The organism is Hyphomicrobium sp., assembly GCF_051860585.1.
Lineage (GTDB): Bacteria > Pseudomonadota > Alphaproteobacteria > Rhizobiales > Hyphomicrobiaceae > Hyphomicrobium_C.
Genome location: NZ_JBHYDS010000004.1, coordinates 27,820 through 49,852, shown reverse-complemented (window position 1 = coordinate 49,852; position 22,033 = coordinate 27,820). Strand labels below are relative to the sequence as shown.

Genomic DNA, 22,033 nt, shown 5'->3' with positions numbered 1-22,033 from the left:
CCTACTCTTGTGCAATCCTCAAAAGATCGCGCGCAAGCACGTCAATTCCTTCGCTGACATCGGTATTGATCAACACCGAAACTGAGATCCAGTCCGATGTTCCTGGATGTGCCGCGATGATGTTGTAGGCCGTAAAACCGGGCACGAGCCCCGAATGGCTATAGATGTCCATGTCGGGGCCGTGCTCGATGAACCAGCCCATGCCGTAATAGGTTTCAGGTGTGACCCGCGCGGCGTCCGAGAACATCTCCTTCTGGAGATCTGCTGGAATTATCTTTCGATCCATGAGCGCAGCGTTCCAGCGCGCAAGGTCTGCAACGGAGCTTGTGATGTCCGCGCTGCCCTTGAGCCAATCCGGTTGGTCGAAGACAGGCTTGGTCCTGTAGATTGCTGCCGCCGCGACGGAACCCGGCACGGGCTCTCCGACGAACCCGGTTTCAGCAAGTCCGGCAACGGAAAAGATGGCCTCCCGCAAATAACGGTGGTGCGACTTCGGCACAGCCTCGCCCGGCAGGACGGCCTCCTCTATTGCTTCGGCGAGCAGGAAATAGCCGGTGTTCGAATACTCGAACGTATTCGGCCAGCCTGAGGGTGCGAGCTTCTTGATCTCCGACAACAAATCGGGCGCGGCAATCCGGCCCCAGGGGTCCGTCGATGCGGGGGGACGGCGCGTAAAGTTCGGAAGATTGGATGTCATTGTCAGAAGCGTGCGCAGCGTGATCGGCTGCTGGTCGAGATCCGTACGCAAGCCCGGCCAGTGAGCCACGCCCGAGAACACACGCGACATCGGAAGATCCAGCGAAATTGGCGTGCCGTCCCTCAGCGTCGCGCCGCGTGCGATGAGATCGAGCACCGCGGCCGCCGTAAACTGCTTGGCGAGGGAGCCGACGTGGTAAACGGTATGGGCAGTCGCCGGAACACCCGGCGCAGCCTCCCGATAGCCGCGAGACGCTACGAGCCCGCGGGCAGTCGCGACACCGTAAACGAGAGATGTTTTCGGACGCTCCGGTGCCTGCCGGTCGAGTTCGTTGAGAAAGTTTGCGACCAGGGCGTCCGCGCCCGAGGTCTTCTCTTGCGGCCAGTCCGCTGCGCGTGACGGGGAATAGCTCGCAAGGGCGAACGCAAGTGCAGCCGCGCCCTTCAGGCACACCAGCCACGGGCGAAACGGCGCGATCAGCGGGCGCTTGACGTTATGATTCATGCCGCCACGGCTTGGCCAAAGACGGCAAGACTAGAAACAATTGCGCAATCAAACAACCCGGCGCGAGACCACCAGCCTCGCTCCGAGTTCTGCGGGCGCCCGCCATCTCGCAAAAAAAGGCCGGGCGTCGAGAAAACATAAGGAGGAGACCGATCACTCGACGCCCGGCTTCGCTGCAAGCCAGCGGACCTTAGGCAACGCCCCGTCGGTCCACTACGGGACGACATCCCGATATGGTTTGCCAAGTTTCCCTGTCACATGGCCACATTGCTTCCCTCGGCGATGTGGGGCCCCGCGCTCGACCCGAAACTACATGTCTATCTTCGGCACGTTTTCGGGAAGCGTGCCCTCCGGGAGGCAGGGGCGGCCGGATGCCTTGCAATGGAAGTTGCCGCGATCGTCCTTGCTGCATTCCATCGATTGATCCGTCGCGTTGTTCCAGCGTTCGTAACCACGACCGAGCGCGCCTGCCCGGGAGGACCACCACTCCTGAGCCGCGATCATTGCTTTCTCTTGAGTGGCTTCGGATGTCACGCCGCTTTCGACAGGGTCGCCACAATATTTACCTGCCTCGGCAACGGCGGCGAACCCCAGGATCAGCGGTATCACCAGCGCCGCTCTGATCTCCAACCTCGATTGCATCCTGCGATCTCCCTGCGTTAGCGCGCACGCTTTCCAATTTCCGGGCGCCACACGGCGATGGCGCGCGGCCCGCCCGGGACTTTCACGCGGCGAACCTCCTTGAGCGTTGCAAGATCGATTACGGACACGTCGTCGGAGAACCAGTTCGCCACGTAGCACCGGGCGCCGTCCGCGGCGATGCCGACGCCTTCGGGATAGGCGCCGACTTTGATGTGCACCGGTGGAGCGCCTTGGTCCGACAAAACGGCGACGGTGCCGGCCTGTTGGTTGGTGACGAGGACGCGCGATCCGTCGTCCATCACAGCCGCGCCGTAGGGCATCGCGCCGCTTTGCCAAACGCCGACGACGTCGAACGTCGCCGTGTCGATCACCGAGACCGTGCCGCTTTGGACATTCCCGACGTAGAGGCGCTTCGCATCGGGTGAGAGCGCCATCGCAAATGGGGCGCGCCCCACGGGAACGGTGGCCACGACCGTCAGATCCGCCGTGCGGACGACACTGATGCTGTCGCTTTCGCGGTTGGCGACAAACAGCAGGCTCTCATCTGGCGTGAGAAGGATGTGGGCGGGCGCGCGTCCGACCTGCACCGTCGTTGCCGCCGCCCCGCCGTCCGCTTCCACGACGGAGACGTGCGACCCATTCCAGTCGGCAACGAAAAGACGTCCGTTTCTCGCAATCGCCACACCGAACGGCGAGCCGGGTGACTTAATCGTTCGCAGAACGCGTTTCCGCACGAGATCAACGACCGAGACTTTCGAGAGATCGGGATGCGTGACATAGGCAAGGCCCCCGTCCGGAGCGATTGCGATCGCCGCCGGAGCTTTTTCGAGCGCAATGGCTTCAGACGCAACGTCCGCGCCCTCGACGATCTCGCTCAACGCGGCTCCCGTCTGGCTGAGAACGTAGACGCGATCTGCCGCCGCGCCCGTACCCTGTCCGAGTAGGCACAGCGACGCCACGATTGCAGCGGCAAACCCCGACCAGCGGTGGCGCACTCGTCTCACGTCAACTCTTGCCTTCGACATTTGCCTTCAGCGACTCGAGACCGCTGTTCATGAAACCGGTCATGGCCTTGACGGCGCTTTCGTCATTCAGGTTTTCCGGCGGGAAGTTGCCGGTATCGCCGCGATAGAAGCGGCCGATCCATGTAACCTCGCTGCCTTCGCCAGCCGCCGTCACCGCAATCGTCGCGGAGTAGAAGCTGACCGGCATGGCTTCGAGGTTCTCGGTCGAAAGCCGATAGCCGTACGACATGTCCTTGGCGCTGTATTCGTCGAGGCCTTCGACGAGGTTGCCGGTCTCCAACGAAATCGTGCGCGTGGCACCGTTCCCGTTTCCGCCGCTCGCTTCGGTTTTTTTCACGGCGGCGTTCCAGCTGACGTCGCCGAACTCCTTCAGCACTGCCCATACTTTGGCGGGCGGCGCGGCGATGGTGACTTTGACCTCCGCCTTCTGCGGGGTGGGGCCGTGGGCCAGTGCCGGAGCGGCAGCGCCGAGCCAAAGCGCCATGGCTCCCATCACCTGTGCGAATTTCGTCATGTGTGACCTCATCTTTCTAGATTTTGAAATGACCGCTGCGCACGAGCGCCGGCGCGGCGTAAAGGACAATCAGAAGCGCAAGCGCGAGCGCTGCCGGCACGCGGCGGATATCAACAGCGACCTCGACCGGCCGCGGACGGGCGTCGTTTTCGAAGGCAGCAACAATGTCAGGCGTATCGATCAGGTCGACGTGAACCAGGCCGGACTTGGCGGCGATCGCGGCGAGGTGATCGCTTCTGACCGATGACAGATGCTCATCGCCCTGCCCGGCATCGCTTCCGAACGGCGCCCATTTCGGATGATAGCCGGGCCTCAGCTCCGCATCCGGCGGCGGCGGGCCGGAATGGTTTTCCTGTGGCACATCCATGGGGCCGTAGGAGCCGGTCTCATGGCCGTCGTCATCGAACTTCGGCATGGGCACTTTGTCTTTGCCGCCGATGCCGAGCACCAGGCCCTTCACCTTTCCGACCGTTCCCTCGAAATCGGGAAGGCCGGCTCCGGGCGGCAGGGGCGGCGCTTCGTGGCCATCGCTCAAGAACAGCAGATCGGCCTTGAGATCATCCGCTATCGCCACGGCGCTGTAGAGACCTTTGACGACCATGCTGTCGCCTTCCCACGCCATGCGCCAGTCCAACGACTGAATGGCGAATTCGAGCGGCGCGAAGCTCGCGCAGACTTCAACGGGATTGAAGAGCAGGAACGCTCTACGCTCCGTGAACAGGCCAAGGCCGAGGCGCGACTGGCAGGGAAGGCCCGTCAGCAAGCGCTGCAGCGCCGACTTGGCGGCGTCCAGCCGGCTCGCGGTCTTTCCGGCGACGGTCATGTCGCGCGTGTTCATGCTGCCCGTGATATCGACGACGGCCACGAGATCGTAGGCTTGCCGTGTGAGTTGAACGCTTGGCAACAGCAGCGCGAGGGCGGTCAGCGCGATCGCCGCGAGCAAAATGCAGAGGCGCGGCTCCAAAACCCCGCGCATCATGGCAGCCCTTTCGGAACGCCAGGAAGGTCGGTCCAGAGCCGCTTGGGCGCGTCCGGCGGTATGTCTTCGCCCTCACGCTCATAGCCGGGAAAATCCCGGACGATGCGCATCGCGACGTCGAAGTTGTACTTGATGTCCCAGGCGTCCGGATCGAGCCGCAACGCGAGGCGATACTCGTCCTTGGCGAGACGGGTTAGCGGAATGGCCTTGTCGTTGTCGGCGCGCTCGACGGCGGCGATGGCCTGGCGGATCCGGGCATTGGCATGGTTGTAAATGAGCCGCGCGCGCTGCCTGCCGTCCGGCATCCTGTGCGACGCATCGAGGACCGCCTGCGCCTCCTCCCACCTGTCGCGCGCCAGCAGATAGTGCGAACGCGCCAACAGGACTTCCGCCGAGGCCGTGCGCAGGTCGATGGGGATGTCCTCCCCCGCCGCCAACGCCGCGATGCTGGCATTGTCGCGCCGCGCCTCGTGGAAGCGCCACGCCGTCAAGCCAAACGCGAAGAGCGTGAGCGCAAGCGTTGCGGCGAGCACCAAGGTCTTCGCTTTGCGCAGGACCGACACCACGCGCGCCGTGATCAGATGCAGCTTTGTTCTTGCCTCTGCCATCAGCGTCCCTCCGCATCCGAAACCAGACGCACTTCCGACAGTCGCGAGGCCAACAGCACCAGCAGTGCGGCCAACGCGATGGAAAACGCCCACTCCTTCAGATCCCGGTGAGGAATGCTTTCCTCATAGGTGATGGCGCTCCGCTCGAGCTTGCCGATCGCGTCGATGGCATGCTCGACGGCTTCCGGATTCTCGGCTTCGAAGGCGCGATAGGAAACGCCAAGCGACTTGAAAAATTTGTCCAGATGGCGCTCCGGCATGGTCTGTGGCGTATCTTCCTCGCCGGGCGCCGGAACAGATGAAATGCCCGGTGTTCCCTGCGTGCGCAGGAACAGCCAATAGAGGTTGATCGGCCTGCGGGCGAAGGCTGCGCGCAGCTTCTCCTGCACTTTCCGGTCGATCACGCCCGCGCCATCCGACACGAGAACGATGGCGCGCGAGGCCAGCGACGTATCCGCCTCCTGCATGTCGAGCGCAAGCGCCAGCCCACGGCCGATGTTGGTATAGGCCAGGCCCGGCCGGTCCATCGCGTCGACCGCCGCCGTGATCGCCTCCTTGTGTCCGGTCATCGGCAGCACCAGCATCGGCGACGTCGAGAAGGCGGCGACGCCCACGAGATCGTGCTCGCGGTGCAGAATGAAATCCTTGAGCAGGCGGCGCGCAGCAGCGGACTTGCTTTCCTCGTTTCCTTCGGGGGCGCGACCGGCGAATGTGTTGTCCATGCTCGATGACCGGTCGACGAGCAGCACGATATGCGCGCCCTCGCCGGTTTTCTCGATGGTGCCGCCTAGCCGATGCACGCCGGCAATCCCGAGCAGAAGCGCCGCGATCGCAAGCGCACCCGCAAGACGCAAGATCCAGTCGATCACGGCCGACAGCGGATCGGTTTCGAGCCCATCGAGCGTGGGATATCCTTGCGGGCGCTGCGCCGACAGGATCAACGGCAGCACCGCGAGCGGAAGCAGCCACAGGATAAGAGGCTGCGACACAGCAAGGTTCATCGCGCGGCCCTTTCTTCACGTGCGAGCCTGGATGCGAGATCCCTGAGCTCGTGCGACGGAAGGCCCGGGTCCCCCGGGGTCTGGCGTTCGCCGAAGAACACCGCCCTCGACGTGGCAAAAAACCGTTCGACGTGGGGCCGCGTTGCGTCATGTTCGGGGTGGGCTTTTAGAAATTCGCTCACGTCGGATGCGAAGAGACGATGACCGGCAGCCGTGTCGAAGGCACGATGGAGCGCGAGAAGGGCGGCGCGATATCCGTCGGCACCGCCTCGCGTCAGTGCGCGCCCGACCTCGCGCGCCGCGCGTGAGAAGGGCCGCGCCGGCCGGCGCTGGAACGGCCACCAAGCGAACTCGCGCGCGAGCAGCAATCCGAGGACACCGGCGAGGATGCCAAGCAGCAGTGCGGTTGTTCTCAGACCGCCGGACTTCCTGAGTTCCACCGGCGCATCCGGCCGCAGAAAGGTCTCGGACGTTTCTCCGCTCTTCTCGGGAAAGATCTCGCGAAGCGGCGACATCAGAAAGGTGAAGGAGGGGATGCTTACGGTCTCGCTTCCGCCGGCGCTGCGAAATGCAATCTCGACCGCGGGAATCGTCATCTTCCTCGGATCGATCGGCGCATAGAACGTCTGATAGGTGAGCGTCAGCTTGTGGACACGCCCCTCGCCCCGTGCTGCCGAAGTCGTGGCGAGCGACCGCAGTTCCAGCCAATAGTTCGACACTCCGACGCGCGGAAGCGACGCCGGTACGACCTCGGCATCCGCCGAGGTTTCGATTTCGACCGTCCGCGTGATCGTGTCGCCGAGGAAGTAACCGAAGGCCCGCGGCTCGATCGTTCGCACCGAACGCACCTCGGCGGCGGCATTGCTCGCGGCGCCCAGGAGAAAGACAAAGACCATCGCTTTACGCACGATCCCTCACGCTCCCGCCGCCAGGTGCGCACCCAGCAAATCCCACTGGATGCGATCCACGACTTCGAACGGCTCGCGGCCGTAGCGGGCGGCCAGCGAATGAAAAAGGGACCGGCGTGCCTCGATCCTCCTTTGCCACTCCGCCTTCAGAGAAGGCCTCATGACCACGAGGCGCCGCCGGCCAGTTTCGAGATCGGACAGGTCAAGGAGACCCCACGAGGGCAAGTGCGCACTCTCGCGGGAGTCCGAGATCCGGATCGGCACGACATCGTGCGCGCTCAGCGCTTCGAACAGATCTTCGAGCTGCGTCTCGGCGAACAGAAAGTCCGACACGACCAGCGCGAGATTACGCTTGCGGCCCACGCGGCGCGCGGCCTCCACAAGCCCGAGCGCACCCTTGCGAACCGGGACGTACCCGCGGATGGCATCGACCATCTGCGTTTCCCCCGCGCGCGAGCGCTGTGGGAGAACGCTCAGATCCTCCCGGATCGCCTCGTCGGCGCAATAGAGGGCGAAGGTATCCCCTGCTCTCCGCGCCGACGCAGCGAAGACCTGCGCGAGATCCGCCGCCAAACCCATCTTGCGCGCGGCACCCGCGAAGCCCATCGAGCCCGACACGTCGAGCAGCATCGTGACACCGATCTGGCTTCTCTCCTCGAAGCGGCGCACGTGCAGCCCGCCGAACGGGTCGCGCAGCGTTTGGCGCAGGTCGATGCGGCGGGGGTCGCGGTACTCGAGCAGACTGGCGAGATCGCGAAACATTCCGCCCGCGCCCGCATGCGTGCTGCGATGCGCACCGTGCCGCAACGCGCGGCTCCGCCAGATGATGCGGTACGGAAGGTCTTGCAGTGCGTTCGCTGCCGTCGGGTCTCCGGCTGTCACAGGACTGGCGGTCTTGGCGCCCGTGGTCTTGGTACCCGTGTTCATGGCGCCCGTGATCATGGCACCGGTATCCGTTTGAACAGAGCATCGACCAGGTCCCGCGCGATGCTCTCGCGGCGCAACTCATAGGCCGGTTCAAAGAAAATGCGGTGCGCCATGGTCTCGAAGAAGACATCCCGCACGTCTTCCGGGAGCGCCGCCGTGCGGCCATCGAGCCACGCAGAGACGCGCGCCGCACGCACGAGATAGCTCAAGCCTCGGGGGCTGGCGCCCGCCGCAACGAGCCGAGATGTATCGACCCCCGCAATCTCGATCCCAGCGTCATGCGGATTGCGCACGGCTTGCCACAGAGCCAGCACGTAGCTCTCAAGCACCTCGCTGGTCTTTATCTCGCTCTGGATGGCGCGGGCGACATCGTTCAAGCGGTCGTATTCGAGGACGCCTTCTTGCAGCTGCTCGATCAGCCGGTCGCCGTCATGGAACCGGCTGTCGAACGCCAGCGCGCGCCGCGTCGCATCGTCGGGCGGCAGGCCGATCGAGATTTCCATCAGAAAGCGATCGCGAGCGGCCGCCGGCAGCTCGAACGTCTCCTCGCGTTCGACGCGGTTGCGATCGGCGAATACGACGAGATGGGGAAAACGGAATTCGCGATTGAATGCCGAGACACTCCGTTCCGCCATGATGCGCAGGAGCAGGGAATGCACCTGGGGGCGCGCTCGGTTGATCTCGTTGAAGAAGAAGATGGCGAGATCCTCGCCTGCGCGCAGCACGGGACCTTCCTCGACACGCGGGCGGCCATCTTCGGAGAGATAGGTGTGGTAAATGAAATCGCCGGGCATCAAATCGATGGTGCCCTCGATGCGTTCATAGGCTCCGCCGACGCACCTGGCGGCCGCGCGAAGAAGCGTCGTCTTGCCGACGCCGACGTCGCCTTCCAGCAGAACATGCCCGCGCGCAAAGAGCGCAATCGTCAGAAGGCGAATGACGCGCTGCTGACCGACGACCGCCTTTGCAATTTCCGCTTCGAACCTCCGGGCGCGCGTGCGCCATTCGTCCAAGTCAATGCGTTCGGCCGAGTCGCCGTTTTCAACCTTGTCGAGAGGCATCGTTGACCTCGCGGCGTGCGGAGCCGACCCGCCGCCCTATTCAAAAAGGAGGTGCGGCCGAAGCCGCACCCCAAGAACCCTCGGAGAGGAAGCAGAGCACTTTGCAAGCGTGGCACCGCAGCCGAGGAGACTAGGACGAAGAAGCCTTTAGAGCTTCGAAACGTCGTAAACCCACTTGCCGGTTTTCTTGAAGTGCTCGGCGCGCTTCTTGTTACGCGCGTCCTGGCCATCAAGTGCGGCCTGCTGCTTGGCAAGCTCAGCCGGGTTGTGCTTGGGGTCGTACTTAGAGCCGGCCACCTTGTCGGGATAACCGGGCTTTGCTTCCCAGCAGTTCCCTGCAGCCTTGCACTTGGTTCCGTCGTAGGCGCCGGCGGCGCCGGCTCCGATCGCAAGAACAACTGCTCCTGCTGCAACGGTCAGAATAGACTTGATCGTCATGGGTCGTTCCTCCAATAGCGTCTTCGACTTCGAGCGGTTTCATCCGCATTGACACCCACATGCTGCCGGGAGCGCCTTTTTCGGGCGCCTTGCCGGCTAGTTTGCGGATACCTTGCACTCATCCCCGCCGGCGGCTTTCTCGCTACCGTCCGCGGACGCGTGTTCCTCGGGCTTGTATGGCTTGAAATTCTTCTTCTGCTCTTCGGTCAGCCAATCGGCGTCCGCCGCATCACCAACGTAGATGTGGCGAATCCAAGCCATCAACTTCAGCATTTCATCGAGCGTCAGATCGCTGTGCGGGCCCATCATGCCTTGCGCACCGCCGTAGATCGTCTCGAAGAGGCCTTTGTCCGTCTTGTTCTTCGGATAGGTCCAATAGGAGTCGGCGAGGCCGGGACCGACCTTGCCTTCGCCGACATGGCCATGGCAGCCGGAGCACGAGGTCAGATAGACCTCCTCTCCCTTGGGCAGGCATGTCTTGACCTCGGTGTAGAGATTGACCCCGCTTTCCAGGAAGTGCTTGACCGCTTCCGTATCGCGACCTTCCGGATTGGCGGTCTCTGGCACCCTGAGATCTTCACCCGTGATCGTGTTGCGGAACGTTTCCGCCCACGCAACCGAACCGCCGAGAACAGCGGCGACCGCCGCCAAAACAACAATAGTCCTGCTCTTCGTCGTCATACTGTGATCGCCATCCATTCTTTCGTGCTTTGTTGTCTACCGCTGCTCAGGAGCGCGGCAATCCGCCGACGAGCGGGATGCCCTCTTCCTTCAAGATCTCCTCGATCTTCGGCTTCGTCTTCTCGAGCGCGGCTTCGAGCGCAGCGAGCAGGACCTTGTCATCCTTGCGCACGCCGGCCGACTGATCGAAATGGTGCGGCACCTTCTCGCCGTCGCTGCGCGTGTTGTCGTCGGGGATGACGGTGAGCTTCAGTTTGTCGGAGGCTTTCGCGTACCGGGCCACTTCGGGTGCGAAGTTGATCGCCACGTCCGCCGTGCCGTCCGCGACCTCATTGACCATCCGCTGCGGGGGAATGCGCGTGAACTTGTTGCGCTTGTCCTGGAAGTTGGTCAGCGAGTGCATGTAATTGAAGTGCTCGCGGAAGAGACCGATCTTCTCGAGCATGATCTGGCCAGGCGAACCCGGCGTGAAACCGATTTTGGACGCCTTGGCGAGGTCCGGGCTCGACCAATCCTTGATGTCGAGCTTGGTGTCCTTGCGCTGGATGAAGACGTAGGGCGCGCGATAGTACGGCTTGGTCGTCGCGACGCGTTCGTCGCCGGTGTCGAGACCCATGACGACATCGCACCGCTTCACGTCCAGCAGGTCGCGCACGAGGTAGATCGCGGGCTTGTTCAGATAGACGAACATGGGCTCCCGTCCCATGGCCTCGGCCAGCGCGGTCGCGATCTTGTTTTCGAATCCTGAGCCATCGCGGCTCGAATAGGGAAGTTCGTCTGCGGCGGCGCAGATGCGCAGCACATTTGCGTTGTCGACGTCATCGTCGGCAGCCAGGGACGGACCGGTCAACAGAGCGGCTGCAAGAATGGGCGCGGCCATGCCCGATTTCATGAACGAGAAGCTGAAGGAGGCGAAACGCTTCATATCTCTCACCTTGGGTTTCCTCTTGAGGGTTCGAGCGCGCCGTCTGTTTTCATCCGGACTTCTCGGGTCCAGACGTTTGCGGCTTAGGCTCGGCGCGCAACCCGGCTTCGGACGCTTCAGGTGCGTCTCTCGCAGGCTCGCGACGTTTTGGTGATATTGCGGTTGACCGCCGCAGTGCTTCTCCGGAGAGGTCGGCACTGCGGCGGCCGTTAGTTCAGGATCGATCAGCCCTTGCTGTCGAACTCACCGACGTTGATGTCTTCCGAGTAAGGGTTCTTGCCATCGAGCGAGAACACCTGGAGGCCACCACCCATCTGCGTGTAGTTCTGCAGGTTCTTGAAGGCACCGACGGCACCAAGGCCAGCGGTCGGATCCTGCAGGTCGAACACGAGGCCAACGCCCGGCCAGCCACCGACGCCGTACATGATGGCGACGTACTGGGTGCCCTTGTGCTCATACGTCATCGGGTGACCGATCACGCCCGAGGGAAGCTTGTACTTCCAGAGCAGCTCACCGCTGTCCGAGTTGCGAGCCTTGATGAAGCCATCCAGCGTTCCGTAGAACACCAGGTTGCCTGCGGTCGACATCGTGCCGCCCCAGACGGAGAAGCGCTCCATCTTGTCCCACTTGTACTCGCCGGTGATCGCGTTGTAGGCCTTGATCTGACCGAGGCCGAGGTAGTTCTGGCGATCGCCCTTCGGGCCAGGATACATCCACAGCGTTGCACCGACGAAGAACTGGCCGGCACGATAGGGAAGCATGAAGGGCTCCCAATCCATGCAGATGTGGTTGATGCCCATGAAGAACAGTTCCTTCGTGGGATCGTAGCTGTCGTGGCCCTGGTTGTGGTAACCCATGGCCGACGGGCAGATTTCCTTGCCCTTATGGTCCATGCGCGTGCCGAACTCAGGATCGCGAACCGGAAGACCCGACTTCAGGTCGACCTGCTTCACCCAGTTGACCGTATCGTCGAGCTTGTTGGCCGAGACCAAGTCGCCGTTCTCGCGGTCGAGGGTGTAAACGATGCCGTTGCGATCCGGATGGGTCAGAAGCTTGCGCTTCTTGCCAGCCTTGTCGGTCTGTTCCGACAGGATCATGACGTTGACGCCAGCATAGTCCCACTCGTCGTGGGGCGTCTTCTGGTAGCCGAACTTGGCAACACCGGTGTCCGCATCGCGGCCCCAGATCGTCATCGTCCACTTGTTGTCGCCCGGACGCATGGTCTCGTTCCACGGCGCCGGGTTGCCCGAGCCGTAATGGAAGAGGTTCGTCTCGGGATCATAGGCGTACCAGCCCCAGTTCGTGCCGCCGCCGATCTTCCAGGCGTCGCCTTCCCAGGTGCCCGTGCCAAGGCCCTTCTGGCCATAGTGCGGGTTGGCGCTGTTGAAGTCGTCGCCGAGCTTCACTTCGTTGTCGGGGCCAGTTGCATACACGCGCCAGACCTGTTCGCCGGTCTTGACGCTGTAGGCAGTGGTGTAGCCGCGAACACCGAGCTCTGCGCCCGAGGATCCGACAAGCGCCAGATCCTTGATGACGTAGGGAGCCTGGGTCAGCGTCTGGCCGACCTTGATGTCGCCGTTCTCGACCTTCCAGTACTCTTCGCCGGTCTCGGCGTTGAGGGCCACAAGATGTGCGTCGAGCTGGGTCTTGATGATGAGCGCCGGCGTCTTGCCGTCACCCGGCCAGTAGGCCAGACCGCGGTTCACGAGATCGCAGCAGGCGACCGAGCGAGCGGCCGGATCCTGCTTCGGCTTGTGCTGCCACAGGATGTGCCCGGGGTCGTTCAGGTCGAGCGCGAACGTGTTGTTCGGGAACGACGTGTGGACGTACATCACATTGTTGACGACGAGCGGCGTTCCTTCGTGCCCATGCAGCAGACCCGTCGAGAACGACCAGGCAGCGCGAAGCTGCTTCACGTTCTCGGTGTTGATCTGCGTGTTGGGGCTGTAGTTCTGCGAGCTGTAGTTCTTGCCCGGCATAATCCAGTTTTCGTTGCTCTTCGAAAGCTCATTGAGCTTGTCGTTGGCGAACGAGACCGATGCCGAGCCCACTTGCATGGTGACTGTCAGCGCGACGCATGACGCGCCAGCCAGCAGCCCCTTACCCAGGTGCTTCATCATTCCCAAAACCTCGCGTTATCCATCCCAAGGTCGCGGCAGTTCCCGCGTTGCTCTGGTTGGGTTTGAACCCACTCAGCGCATACCGCGGCCTGCCACTGTTCAATTCGCGATGGCCTCCGACCATGTCCCGGACATCGCGAGCACGGCTCGATCCGCGTCAGCGCGCAGAAGACTAGAGTTCGTCCGCTGCGGCATTGCATCTCGTGCCGTCTGCGCACGCTAGACCGTGGCTTTCGTTTCGGTCTCTAGTCCGACTGGCACACATCAGCGGGAAACAAATGCAAACTCGTCGGGCTCTGGCCAGTTCGCTGACATTGTGTAACTATGTAACGTTTTTGTGATTGCGCTTGATCGCAAGCTTGTGGTGTTTCAACGCGAACGCGACGCAGCGATTGCGTCGGCCGGCGTAATGAGGCTTTGAACGCGTGTCTTGCTTCCGACATCGAAAACCCAACGAGGCGCGCGCGTGGACGTCCGCGGCGGTCGTTGCAGTTCTGCTCGCCATGGCCGGGCTGGGCGGTTGCGGAGATGAGACTTCGACCGACCAGGCGCGGGCGCCCGCCCGCGGAGAGGCTGCCTACCAGGTCGCGTGGCTCGAGGTTTCGAGCCCGCTAAGCCCGGCCCAGTGGCTCGTCAGCAGGCGGGACGATCAATTGAAGCCGATCGGGGACGCCGACGTGCAGAACGTCGCGCAGCGGCTCGCGACCGCGAATGCGCGGTACCGCGAAAGCGAGCGCATGATCGCAAACCGCACGGCACAGCTCTCCGAGATGCTGGCCTCGCGCGGCATCGCCGAAGGGCCGATCGCAATTCTCGACGATCTCACGAGCATTGCCGGAGAGATCGGCCAGACGGAAGGCTTTGGCGCGATCAGCCAGCACTACTTCAATCTTCGGGTTGCCGACGTCGAGCGCGGTGAGGCGCTCGACATGCTCAAGACCCGCTATGGACCGAGGCGTTAACACTTCAGGATAGACTTCCAATGGGACTGGATATGCAAAGCACAGAGCAACTTCGCGTGCTCATCATCGACGATCATCCGTTCGTGCTGCAGGGCTGCGCACGTATTCTCGAAGAAGCCGAGATCGCCCGTGCGCTTCAGGCCGGGGGACTTGCCGACGGCTACCGCCAATATCGCGCGCACCATCCGCACGTCATCATCGTCGACCTTTCGATCAAGACGGCAACCCTCGGGGGGTTATCGTTCGTTCGCCGCCTCAGGCTTCACGACAAACGGACGCCGATCCTGGTTCTCAGCATGCACAGCGATCCGATGATCATTCGCCGCGCGCTCGAAGCCGGAGCGACGGGATATCTCCTCAAGGACGCACCGGCGGAGGAGTTCCTCAAGGCTTTCCACTGCGTGCGGCAAGGGAAGCCTTATCTCAGCCATGAGGTCGCGTCCGAGATCGCATTCAGCGAGACGCGTCACAGCGCGAACCCCCTCAACGCGCTCACCGTGCGCGAGTTGCAGACCCTGTCACTGATCTCGGAAGGCAAGTCCTACGGCGTGATCGCCGAGGAGCTCAACATCAGTTACAAAACCGTCGCCAACACCACGTCGCAGATCAAGTCCAAGCTCGGGGCCAGAAGCCTGCCCGAGTTGATGCGGCTCGCGATCCAGCATCTGCCCGGTCCATCCGGCCGGCGCGGCAAGGAGTGACGGACGATCGCTTTCGGCGTTCCGGCCGTAGCGCCGGCCTGCCGCCTAAAATGCAAATGGCCGGGCGCGTTGCCCGGCCATTCGTCATTTGAGCGATGCTGGGGTCAGCTCGGTGCGTTGATCGCAATATCGGCGGGCGTCGAGAACGTCCCGTCGAAGAGCCGCGTTTCGCTCTCGCCCTGGGTCACCACGTTGCGGGCCGGCAGACCCGTCTGCTTGTCGACGTAGAGGGTCTGGACGTTCGGCTGCCCGGGCGCCTTGGCGGCTTCGCCCTTTGACTGCTCCGCCGCTAAGGCCGGCAGGCTGGCCTTATAGGCAACGTACGGCTTTCCCTCGAACGTCTTTTCACCCAGGCATTCGTAGTCGATCTTGCTCTTCGCCGGCTCGGCGACCGTTTCCTTGAGCTGCTTGGAGATGACTTCGGCGAAATTCGCCGGCACCTCGGTCCAACCCTGCCCCTGGTTGGACCAGACCTTTTCACCGATGGCGATGGTCTCCATTTTCTGCGGTGAATCGCCGAGGCTGACGCGCTGGTGCATGCGGTCGGGCAAAAGATAGTCGACCGTCATGGTCAGTGCGCCCTGCTGCTCGTTGACGATCCGCGTCTCGAGCCGGAAGCTTTTTCCACTCCGCAGTTTCGCGAAGGCCTGGTCGACCTCACTTTTGCAGTCGGCCTGCGCTTGACCGACCACGCCCATCAATAGCGCGACTGCGACGACGATTGTGCGCACCTGAACTCTCCATATTCTTCGGTTGGAATTGACTTGCACTTGCCGTGCTGGACTACGCCGTGTCACGGCAAATTCAGCCGGGACTTTTTCCGGATTTTCAATCGGCCGGAGACCGCGGGCCACGCGACTATGACGGCGGGCATTGCTGCCCGACGTACTTGGCGTCGACCGTCACTGCCATCCCCGTCTGGCCCTGGGTAGGCGGGTCGAATGTCATCTTCGTTATCCCGCGGTACCAAGTCTGAAAATCGCCGGTGAAGAGCGTGCTGATCCTCTCCTCACCCAGTTTGGATTTACACGTCACATTGACGATCACCTGATCCTCGACGCGCTGGACATCCGGCACGGAGCACACACTCCCATCCGACGGGACAGCAATGCTGTCTCCAGAACGGATGCACGCGTCGATCTCCATCATGCCGAGTTCGGCCGAGATGCTGGTGATGCGCCAGTGGCCGGGCTTGCGCTCCGGCAGTTGATCCGCAAACGCCGCCGCGCCTCCGATACTCGCACCCGACGCGATCCCGAGACCGAACGGCAGGCACAGGGCCGCGCGCACGAACACCGACGCCACCCTCGAAAAACTCCGGTGATGGACGCACCGCACCGGCGACCGCAGCAACGCCATGGCTATCCTAGTTCTGCACGGTTGCTTTGAGGTGCGCGGCGAGTTCCGCCCCGGGGGTGAACTCCTTGCTGGTGCGCGCCAGCCAGTCGGCGACTTTCGTCACGCGCTCGTTCGAAATCTCTTCGCCCGCGACGGCAACACGCGTGACGAAGAACCCGTCACCGGCGCGTATGCCAACCCACTTCGATCCATCGGGCGCCACGTAGTGAACGAGGTCAGTGAGCTTCGACGCGCCGTCGGCCGCTATCGAAAACTTTGCGCCGTCAGAGTTCCAACTCGCGGTTTTGCAGGCACCATCCCAGCCGAGATGCTTGAAGGATGCGTGCTCGTCGCCGAGCGACTTGCCGGGCTCCGCCAGCGAGAACGCACTCCCGCGCCACCGCGCGGTAATATTGGCCCCTTCGCAGCTCTTGAAGTTGAGCTTGTTGTCCTCGAACGCCATCGTGGAGGCTACGGCCGCCGACGTCAGGACTGAAGCGGATAGGACCATGATCGTTCGCTGCAGCACGCGCATTCTTCGCCTCCAAACGTTTCAGTGACGGTACGGCCGCCGAGGAACGCGGATAATGGGGGCCGGCCGTTCGCCTTCAAGGCAAAACACGGCGGCGCGCGTGCGCCTGACGCGAACGTGAAAGCGCGTGTGCAAATGCTTCCCGGATTGGAAAGGGAATTGCACCCGTCGGTCCCGCCCTAAAAAGGCTGAACGTGATGTCACCCGCACGCTCCCGTCTCGTGCTGCGTTCGCAAACGTCCGCTTTGAGTACGAAGCGGGTCTGATCGCAGAGGATGCTCTGGCAGGTCGTCTGCTTTTCTCGTTGCCGCTCACGGCCGCCATTTTTCGATCGCCGTTTCGGCGCCAATATGCGGCAGTGGATGGCGATCCCGGCAGGGCTCGAACCTGCGACATCCCGCTTAGAAGGCGGGTGCTCTATCCGGCTGAGCTACGGGATCTGAGCCGTCGGAGCCCTTTGCATAGCAGAGAGATTCCCCGTGGCAAGCCAGCTGTCGCCCGGAGCCCATCGCCCGGGGTGCGTCTAGCTCTTGGGACAGGCGGCGCCGGCGTCGGCCCAGGCCTTGATCAGCGCGCCGAAATCCTTCTGCGTGCCCGGGGCGGGCTCGCGGCCCTTGCCGGGCTTCCAGCCCCAGCCGACCAGCGAATCTTCGGCCATATGATGGACCAGTTCGTCCATCGACTTGCCGCCGTTGCGCTTGGGATCCTTGATCTGCTCGCAGATCTCACCCAGCGACTTGCCGAGCCAAGCCATTTCGACCGGCGCGACGTGCCATTGCGGGTGCCCCGGCACCTCGCCGGGGTCGAAATTCGCCGGGCCGTGACAGGTGGTGCAGCGCATGGCGACAGCCCCCAGGCCGTCCTCGCCGCGGACGACCATCGGCTGATGGGGATGACTGTCCTCGCCTTGAGCCGGACGGTTGCCGGGCGGATGGCAGTTGACGCAGCGCGGGTGCTGGATAACGCGGCCGGCCTCGGCAAAAAGCGCAACGGCCCGCTCGGTCTTATCGTCTATGCCCTGAAAGGCGGCGACTGGCTTGAGGGCGCGCGCGCTGGCTGGCGCGTTTGCGGCCGGATCGGCGTTCCCTGCTGGGCCTGCACTCACGAACCATCCAATGACAGACGCCACGACGGCCGCCGCTGCGCTTAGCCCCACGATCGCCCCGTATCCGGCCCGCATGTCACTTCTCCACCGAAGATCCCACAGCGCACATAACTTCCCAAAGCTGCTTTGGTTTCGACCAGCCCGTGGAAATGGTGAAGGGGCGAAGAGCGGTGCACGCGATCCGAACCCTTTCCGCCTGCACCGGAATGACCTTAGGCTCGCGACATGGATGATTCTCGCGACAAGGATGATTCGGGCCTCAGCCTGGGCTCAGGAGCGACGTCGCTGGGCGACCTCTATTTTCTCATGGATCGCGACCCGCGGACCTCGTCGCGCCCACTCGTGATGGTGCTGCATGGAGCGCTGCGCCATTCGGAGAACACGCAAGCCTGGTTTCCGCTGCTCTCGAACCGCTTCGATGTCATCTTCGTCGACCTGCCGGGACATGGGCATTCGCCTTCCGACGGCGAGCCGTCCATCCCGGCTTTCACGGAACGCTTTCGCGAATTTCTGTTGCGGCACTTCGCGCGCCGCGATGTCGTGATCGTGGGTGAGTCCGTCGGCGGGCTCATCGGTCTTGGCGTCGCGGATGGACGCACTCCTTGCGTGCGCGGCGTGATCGCGGCCGATCCGCCGTTTTCAACAGCCAAGCAATGGCCGATCTACAGCAACTTCGTGCACCGGGCGACGACGCGGCCGATCGGCGACTACCTGATGGCTCTCTTCGCCAACGCCTTCGGGTACACGCTCGAGGGGCTCATTGGCGATCGCATCTACTATTCGATCCTGGCGCACGTCAAAGTTCCGGCTCTGATCCTGACGGGTACGCTGCCGCTCTTTCCGGTGCGCCCGCAGCAGACGATCCCGTGCCTGCTCGACGACGTGGACAAGGCGATGATCCGCGCGATGAAAAATCCGCACCTCACCCTGAGCACCATTCCGGGCGCCGGGCATCTCTGCCTCGACGTGGCGTTTCCCGAAGCGCGGACGGCCGTGTCGGATTTCTGCGCGGCGCGGCTGCTGCAGCCGGCGGCGCTTCAGGCAGGCTGAGCGGTTGGCGAACGCAACGCTCGATTCAAACGCTCAATCACAAGTGGCCGCTCAGTGCGTCCACGCGCCGATGCGGCCGAACTTGAAATTGTCGGCGTAGGTCTTGCGGACGAGGCCGCGCGGATTCGGCTCCTCGAGGCGATAGGCGAGACCGTTCCGCTCGGCGTAGGCGATCGCTTCTTCCTTCGTGTCGAACTCGAGGCGGACCTGCGCGCGCGTATCGGCCGAGCTGGTCCAGCCCATCAACGGATCGATCTCGCGCGCGACGGCGGGCTCATGCTCCACCACCCACTCCTTCGTGCGGGCGGTGCCAGACTGCATGGCGGTTTTGGCCGGCTTGTAGATGCGTGCGGTCACGTCGCCCTCGCTGTTCGACTGCGTTGCGGCATGATTAGCCGCGCCCATGATTAGCTTCGACTGACTGTTCGGGCAAGCCGTCATCGGCGCAGCACGATATCCGCCGTCGCGGCGCGCGCTTGCCATCCGGCGCGCTCGAGTTCCGGGTCCAGATGCTCCTCGACGGGCCAGCCGAGGCAAAGATAAGCGACGAGCGTCCAATCGGCCGGTACTTCGAGCGCTCCGGCGACGACGTCAGGCTCCAGAATCGACACCCAGCCGAGGCCGATGCCCTCGGCGCGTGCGGCAAGCCACAACGTGTGGATGGCGCCGACGACGGAATAGCGAAGGGCTTCCGGCATCGTCTGGCGGCCGAGCCCTGCCCCACGCTCCGTCACCTCGTCTGCGAACACGGCGAGGTGGACCGGCGCGATTTCCAATCCTTCGAGTTTGAGGCGGGCGTAGAGCGCGCGCTGCTCTCCGTCGTAACCGTCGAGGGCGGAGCGGTTGGCGCGCTGGAAAGACGCTCGCACCGCTTCACGCCGGCCTTCCGAAGCCACCAGCACGAAACGCCAGGGCTGACAGTTGCCGACCGAGGGCGAGTGGCACGCCAGTTCGATCAGGCGCTCGACGCTGCCGTCGGGCAGGGGATCGGGCCGGAAGCGCCGGACATCGCGCCGCCAGTGGACGAGGTCGCGGAACTGGGCTGCGAATGCAGCGGTAAAGGCGGGCGCTTCCCGATGAGGGTTCTCCGTCATGGGCCGACCCTATCGACTATATGCACGAACGTGCCTGTGACATTCGTGCGCCGCGCGCCGCGCTCGGCGACCGGCTGGCCATCCGCATCGGTCGCGGCGAGGAGTGGATCGTCGGCGGCGGCGATGACGGAAGCAAAGTGGAACTCGTGGCCCATGAGCTGGCTGCCGGCCGCACCGATCGCACAATCGGCAAGCACACGCACGCGACGATAGCCGAGATGCATCGCGGGCCGTGCGAACGACGTCTCGACGCCGAGCAGGCCGGCCATGGCGTGCCGGTGGCCGTCCTTGTCGACGAGGCCCGCGCCAAGCACCATGTAGCCCCCGCATTCGCCATGCACTGCCGCCCCCCGGGCCGCCGCCGCTGCGAGCCCTTGTTGAAAGAGCTGAGCGGACGCCAGCGTGCCGGCGTGCAGTTCCGGGTAGCCGCCAGGCAGCCACACGGCGTCCGCGGCGGCGTCCGGCGCTTCGCCGGCCAACGGCGAAAACGGTACGATTTCCGCGCCGGCCCGCCGCCAACCCGCAAGAACGTGCGGATAGACGAATGCGAAGGCCGCGTCCGCGGCGAGCGCGATGCGCTGGCCCGGCGGGCGAATGGAGCCCTCGCGCAGCTCAATCGAAGCGAGCGTCGCGGGCTGCGCCAAGCTCACGAGCGCATCGAGGTCGAGGCGTTCGGCGATGGCGTCCGCGATGTGGCCGATGCGCGCCTCGACGTCGGCCATCTCGCCGGCTTGAACGAGACCCAGATGCCGTTCCGGCAGCGCGAAATCCGCACCGCGCGGAAGCGCACCGAGATACCGGAGGCCGACACCTTCGAGCGCCGGGACGATCATGCGGGCGTGCGCGTCGCCGCCAACGCGGTTGAGAATGACGCCCGCGATGGCGATGTCATCGCGGTAGCGAGCGCAGCCAAGCGCAAGCGCCGCGGCCGTTTCGGCCTGGGCCGACACATCCAGCACGAGCACGACCGGCCATCCGGTGAGCGCGGCGAGGTCCGCCGTCGCGCCGCGCGCGGTCTGTCCCGGCGCGCCGACGCCGCTGTCGAACAGGCCCATGACACCTTCGGCAATGACGACCGACGCACCTTCGCTTTCGCCATGCACGATGTGCGCGAGCCCGGAGCGGCGCATGGCCCAGGTGTCGAGATTGTGCGAGGCGCGCCCGGTGGCGACGGCATGGAAGGCAGGATCGATGTAGTCCGGTCCGCACTTGAACGGCTGCACGACATGCCCCTTGCGCGCGAGCGCGCGCATGAGGCCGAGCGTGACGGTGGTCTTGCCGCTGCCGGAGGCGGGCGCGGCAATGATCAGCCCCGGTGGCCGCATCAAATTCATGGCTTGACCATGTCATTCTTGAGCATACCCGGCGCAAGCACGGAGCGCAGCGCCGCGTTGGCGCCGATGACGATCACCGCGGGTGACGTGATGGCGTGCGCCACGACGGCGGCGGGAAGATCGGCGAGACATGTCTCGATGATGCGTTCCTCGGCGCCGGTGGCGTGCGAGATGACAGCGGCGGGCGTGCTAGGCGGAAGGCCGCCGCGCAGGCACGCGGCCGTGATCTCGGCAATCTGCGCGAGCGCCATGTAGAGAATGATCGGCTGGCCGGTGGCGGCGAGCGCCTCCCACGAGCGGGCGGCCGTCTCGTCGTCGGCGCGGTGGCCGGCCGCGAGAATGACGGCGTGGTTCGTCTCGCGCGTCGTGGCCGGAATTCCGGCGAGCGCCGGAGCCGCGAGGCCGGCCGTGATGCCCGGGACAACGCGAAACGGGATGCCGGCGGCCACGAGCGCATAGGCCTCCTCGCCGCCGCGCCCGAAGACGAACGGATCGCCGCCCTTGAGGCGGAGCACGCGGCGTCCTCTCCTCGCTTCGGCGATGATCAGCTCATTGATGTCGCGCTGCTGCGGGGACGGGCGGCCGCCGCGCTTGCCGGCGAAGTGCACCTCAGCATCCTCGCGCGCGAGGCGCAAGATGCGCGGATCGACGAGGGCGTCATGCACGATGGTGTCGGCCGAGCGGAGGGCGTGAATGGCCATCACCGTCAGCAGGCGCGGGTCGCCGGGACCAGCCCCCACCAGCCATACCTGGCCGGGCGCCAATTCGGGAAACTCGGGGAAGATCTCGGGCGGAAAGTTCATGGCCGGCATCACAATGGAGGGTGAGGGCCGCGCGGACGCGCCATCGACCGATTGGAGGTAGCCTTTGGCGCCGCGGCCTGTCAA

Annotated in this window: 25 protein-coding genes and 1 tRNA gene; 3 read left to right on the top strand and 23 right to left on the bottom strand. The window is 64.0% G+C overall.

Annotated elements, in window-relative coordinates:
- Position 1: 1 nt before the first annotated feature.
- The 14 genes from ACTIFK_RS07850 to ACTIFK_RS07785 all read right to left on the bottom strand — a co-directional run bounded on the left by ACTIFK_RS07850 (position 2) and on the right by ACTIFK_RS07785 (position 12,967).
- Positions 2-1,201 carry a serine hydrolase domain-containing protein gene (locus tag ACTIFK_RS07850; RefSeq protein ID WP_439542502.1) on the bottom strand — a complete coding sequence of 400 codons (1,200 nt, stop codon included), beginning with the start codon at positions 1,199-1,201 and terminating at the stop codon, positions 2-4.
- Positions 1,202-1,510: 309 nt separating this feature from the next.
- A complete protein-coding gene (locus ACTIFK_RS07845) occupies positions 1,511-1,831 on the bottom strand; it encodes a hypothetical protein (RefSeq protein ID WP_439542501.1) in 321 nt (106 codons plus the stop codon).
- A 29-nt stretch (positions 1,832-1,860) separates the two neighbouring features.
- On the bottom strand, positions 1,861-2,847 hold the full coding sequence (locus tag ACTIFK_RS07840; protein ID WP_439542500.1) for a YncE family protein: 987 nt from the start codon (positions 2,845-2,847) through the stop codon (positions 1,861-1,863).
- A gap of 1 nt (position 2,848) precedes the next feature.
- On the bottom strand, positions 2,849-3,382 hold the full coding sequence (locus ACTIFK_RS07835; RefSeq protein ID WP_439542499.1) for an SRPBCC family protein: 534 nt from the start codon (positions 3,380-3,382) through the stop codon (positions 2,849-2,851).
- A 16-nt stretch (positions 3,383-3,398) separates the two neighbouring features.
- Positions 3,399-4,361: a vWA domain-containing protein gene (locus ACTIFK_RS07830; protein ID WP_439542498.1), complete on the bottom strand. Its 963-nt coding sequence runs from the start codon at positions 4,359-4,361 to the stop codon at positions 3,399-3,401.
- Positions 4,358-4,969 carry a hypothetical protein gene (locus tag ACTIFK_RS07825; RefSeq protein ID WP_439542497.1) on the bottom strand — a complete coding sequence of 204 codons (612 nt, stop codon included), beginning with the start codon at positions 4,967-4,969 and terminating at the stop codon, positions 4,358-4,360. Before ACTIFK_RS07825 ends, ACTIFK_RS07830 begins: the two co-directional genes overlap by 4 nt.
- Positions 4,969-5,970: a vWA domain-containing protein gene (locus ACTIFK_RS07820; RefSeq protein WP_439542496.1), complete on the bottom strand. Its 1,002-nt coding sequence runs from the start codon at positions 5,968-5,970 to the stop codon at positions 4,969-4,971. Before ACTIFK_RS07820 ends, ACTIFK_RS07825 begins: the two co-directional genes overlap by 1 nt.
- Positions 5,967-6,878: a nonribosomal peptide synthetase MxaA gene (locus tag ACTIFK_RS07815; protein WP_439542495.1), complete on the bottom strand. Its 912-nt coding sequence runs from the start codon at positions 6,876-6,878 to the stop codon at positions 5,967-5,969. Before ACTIFK_RS07815 ends, ACTIFK_RS07820 begins: the two co-directional genes overlap by 4 nt.
- 6 nt (positions 6,879-6,884) lie before the next feature.
- Positions 6,885-7,820, bottom strand: coding sequence for a DUF58 domain-containing protein (locus ACTIFK_RS07810; protein ID WP_439542494.1), 936 nt, complete (start codon positions 7,818-7,820; stop codon positions 6,885-6,887).
- The gene (locus tag ACTIFK_RS07805; protein WP_439542493.1) at positions 7,817-8,866 is read right to left on the bottom strand and encodes an AAA family ATPase; all 1,050 of its coding nucleotides are present in this window, start codon (positions 8,864-8,866) and stop codon (positions 7,817-7,819) included. The genes ACTIFK_RS07810 and ACTIFK_RS07805 overlap by 4 nt, the downstream gene beginning before the upstream one ends.
- Before the next feature lie 147 nt (positions 8,867-9,013).
- Complete coding sequence (locus ACTIFK_RS07800; RefSeq protein ID WP_439542492.1) at positions 9,014-9,304, bottom strand: methanol dehydrogenase; 291 nt, start codon at positions 9,302-9,304, stop codon at positions 9,014-9,016.
- A 96-nt stretch (positions 9,305-9,400) separates the two neighbouring features.
- Positions 9,401-9,985, bottom strand: a complete 585-nt coding sequence (gene moxG, locus ACTIFK_RS07795; protein WP_439542491.1) for a cytochrome c(L), periplasmic — start codon at positions 9,983-9,985, stop codon at positions 9,401-9,403.
- A 46-nt stretch (positions 9,986-10,031) separates the two neighbouring features.
- Complete coding sequence (gene moxJ, locus ACTIFK_RS07790) at positions 10,032-10,910, bottom strand: methanol oxidation system protein MoxJ (RefSeq protein WP_439542490.1); 879 nt, start codon at positions 10,908-10,910, stop codon at positions 10,032-10,034.
- A gap of 224 nt (positions 10,911-11,134) precedes the next feature.
- Positions 11,135-12,967, bottom strand: coding sequence for a methanol/ethanol family PQQ-dependent dehydrogenase (locus tag ACTIFK_RS07785; RefSeq protein ID WP_439542760.1), 1,833 nt, complete (start codon positions 12,965-12,967; stop codon positions 11,135-11,137).
- 488 nt (positions 12,968-13,455) lie between these two features.
- Between ACTIFK_RS07785 and ACTIFK_RS07780 the strand changes: the two genes are divergently transcribed.
- Together ACTIFK_RS07780 and ACTIFK_RS07775 are read left to right on the top strand one after the other, a co-directional pair.
- Positions 13,456-13,992 (top strand): hypothetical protein, encoded by a 537-nt coding sequence (locus ACTIFK_RS07780; protein WP_439542489.1) that lies wholly within the window; start codon positions 13,456-13,458, stop codon positions 13,990-13,992.
- Between the two features lie 20 nt (positions 13,993-14,012).
- Entirely contained in the window at positions 14,013-14,693 is a 681-nt protein-coding gene (locus ACTIFK_RS07775; protein WP_439542488.1) for a response regulator transcription factor, read from the top strand.
- Positions 14,694-14,797: 104 nt separating this feature from the next.
- Here ACTIFK_RS07775 and ACTIFK_RS07770 read toward each other — a convergent pair whose 3' ends face one another.
- The 5 genes from ACTIFK_RS07770 to ACTIFK_RS07750 form a co-directional block, all read right to left on the bottom strand.
- The gene (locus ACTIFK_RS07770) at positions 14,798-15,424 is read right to left on the bottom strand and encodes a hypothetical protein (RefSeq protein ID WP_439542487.1); all 627 of its coding nucleotides are present in this window, start codon (positions 15,422-15,424) and stop codon (positions 14,798-14,800) included.
- A 127-nt stretch (positions 15,425-15,551) separates the two neighbouring features.
- A complete protein-coding gene (locus ACTIFK_RS07765; protein ID WP_439542486.1) occupies positions 15,552-15,998 on the bottom strand; it encodes a DUF3617 domain-containing protein in 447 nt (148 codons plus the stop codon).
- A 61-nt stretch (positions 15,999-16,059) separates the two neighbouring features.
- Positions 16,060-16,566 (bottom strand): hypothetical protein, encoded by a 507-nt coding sequence (locus tag ACTIFK_RS07760; protein WP_439542485.1) that lies wholly within the window; start codon positions 16,564-16,566, stop codon positions 16,060-16,062.
- A gap of 360 nt (positions 16,567-16,926) precedes the next feature.
- Positions 16,927-17,003: transfer RNA gene (locus tag ACTIFK_RS07755), tRNA-Arg, on the bottom strand.
- A gap of 83 nt (positions 17,004-17,086) precedes the next feature.
- A complete protein-coding gene (locus ACTIFK_RS07750; RefSeq protein ID WP_439542484.1) occupies positions 17,087-17,743 on the bottom strand; it encodes an Isoquinoline 1-oxidoreductase subunit in 657 nt (218 codons plus the stop codon).
- Between the two features lie 150 nt (positions 17,744-17,893).
- Between ACTIFK_RS07750 and ACTIFK_RS07745 the strand changes: the two genes are divergently transcribed.
- Positions 17,894-18,718, top strand: coding sequence for an alpha/beta fold hydrolase (locus tag ACTIFK_RS07745; RefSeq protein WP_439542483.1), 825 nt, complete (start codon positions 17,894-17,896; stop codon positions 18,716-18,718).
- Positions 18,719-18,769: 51 nt separating this feature from the next.
- On the opposite strand, the gene ACTIFK_RS07740 is transcribed toward ACTIFK_RS07745, so the two are convergent.
- From ACTIFK_RS07740 to cobA, 4 genes are all read right to left on the bottom strand, one after another.
- Positions 18,770-19,075 (bottom strand): ETC complex I subunit, encoded by a 306-nt coding sequence (locus ACTIFK_RS07740; protein WP_439542759.1) that lies wholly within the window; start codon positions 19,073-19,075, stop codon positions 18,770-18,772.
- A gap of 80 nt (positions 19,076-19,155) precedes the next feature.
- Complete coding sequence (bluB, locus tag ACTIFK_RS07735; RefSeq protein ID WP_439542482.1) at positions 19,156-19,812, bottom strand: 5,6-dimethylbenzimidazole synthase; 657 nt, start codon at positions 19,810-19,812, stop codon at positions 19,156-19,158.
- Positions 19,809-21,146, bottom strand: a complete 1,338-nt coding sequence (locus tag ACTIFK_RS07730; protein ID WP_439542481.1) for a cobyrinate a,c-diamide synthase — start codon at positions 21,144-21,146, stop codon at positions 19,809-19,811. Before ACTIFK_RS07730 ends, bluB begins: the two co-directional genes overlap by 4 nt.
- A complete protein-coding gene (gene cobA / locus ACTIFK_RS07725) occupies positions 21,143-22,033 on the bottom strand; it encodes a uroporphyrinogen-III C-methyltransferase (RefSeq protein ID WP_439542480.1) in 891 nt (296 codons plus the stop codon). Before cobA ends, ACTIFK_RS07730 begins: the two co-directional genes overlap by 4 nt.

What these genes read in the sequence shown, in the direction of transcription:
- ACTIFK_RS07775 (WP_439542488.1), top strand. Translation starts at nt 14,013, where the DNA reads ATGGGACTGGATATGCAAAGCACAGAGCAACTTCGCGTGCTCATCATC.
- ACTIFK_RS07810 (WP_439542494.1), bottom strand. Translation starts at nt 7,820, where the DNA reads ATGATCACGGGCGCCATGAACACGGGTACCAAGACCACGGGCGCCAAG.
- ACTIFK_RS07750 (WP_439542484.1), bottom strand. Translation starts at nt 17,743, where the DNA reads ATGCGGGCCGGATACGGGGCGATCGTGGGGCTAAGCGCAGCGGCGGCC.
- ACTIFK_RS07830 (WP_439542498.1), bottom strand. Translation starts at nt 4,361, where the DNA reads ATGATGCGCGGGGTTTTGGAGCCGCGCCTCTGCATTTTGCTCGCGGCG.
- ACTIFK_RS07835 (WP_439542499.1), bottom strand. Translation starts at nt 3,382, where the DNA reads ATGACGAAATTCGCACAGGTGATGGGAGCCATGGCGCTTTGGCTCGGC.
- ACTIFK_RS07800 (WP_439542492.1), bottom strand. Translation starts at nt 9,304, where the DNA reads ATGACGATCAAGTCTATTCTGACCGTTGCAGCAGGAGCAGTTGTTCTT.
- ACTIFK_RS07760 (WP_439542485.1), bottom strand. Translation starts at nt 16,566, where the DNA reads ATGCGCGTGCTGCAGCGAACGATCATGGTCCTATCCGCTTCAGTCCTG.
- ACTIFK_RS07745 (WP_439542483.1), top strand. Translation starts at nt 17,894, where the DNA reads ATGGATGATTCTCGCGACAAGGATGATTCGGGCCTCAGCCTGGGCTCA.
- ACTIFK_RS07850 (WP_439542502.1), bottom strand. Translation starts at nt 1,201, where the DNA reads ATGAATCATAACGTCAAGCGCCCGCTGATCGCGCCGTTTCGCCCGTGG.
- ACTIFK_RS07805 (WP_439542493.1), bottom strand. Translation starts at nt 8,866, where the DNA reads ATGCCTCTCGACAAGGTTGAAAACGGCGACTCGGCCGAACGCATTGAC.
- moxG (WP_439542491.1), bottom strand. Translation starts at nt 9,985, where the DNA reads ATGACGACGAAGAGCAGGACTATTGTTGTTTTGGCGGCGGTCGCCGCT.
- moxJ (WP_439542490.1), bottom strand. Translation starts at nt 10,910, where the DNA reads ATGAAGCGTTTCGCCTCCTTCAGCTTCTCGTTCATGAAATCGGGCATG.
- ACTIFK_RS07820 (WP_439542496.1), bottom strand. Translation starts at nt 5,970, where the DNA reads ATGAACCTTGCTGTGTCGCAGCCTCTTATCCTGTGGCTGCTTCCGCTC.
- bluB (WP_439542482.1), bottom strand. Translation starts at nt 19,812, where the DNA reads ATGACGGAGAACCCTCATCGGGAAGCGCCCGCCTTTACCGCTGCATTC.
- ACTIFK_RS07730 (WP_439542481.1), bottom strand. Translation starts at nt 21,146, where the DNA reads ATGAATTTGATGCGGCCACCGGGGCTGATCATTGCCGCGCCCGCCTCC.
- ACTIFK_RS07785 (WP_439542760.1), bottom strand. Translation starts at nt 12,967, where the DNA reads ATGCAAGTGGGCTCGGCATCGGTCTCGTTCGCCAACGACAAGCTCAAT.
- ACTIFK_RS07825 (WP_439542497.1), bottom strand. Translation starts at nt 4,969, where the DNA reads ATGGCAGAGGCAAGAACAAAGCTGCATCTGATCACGGCGCGCGTGGTG.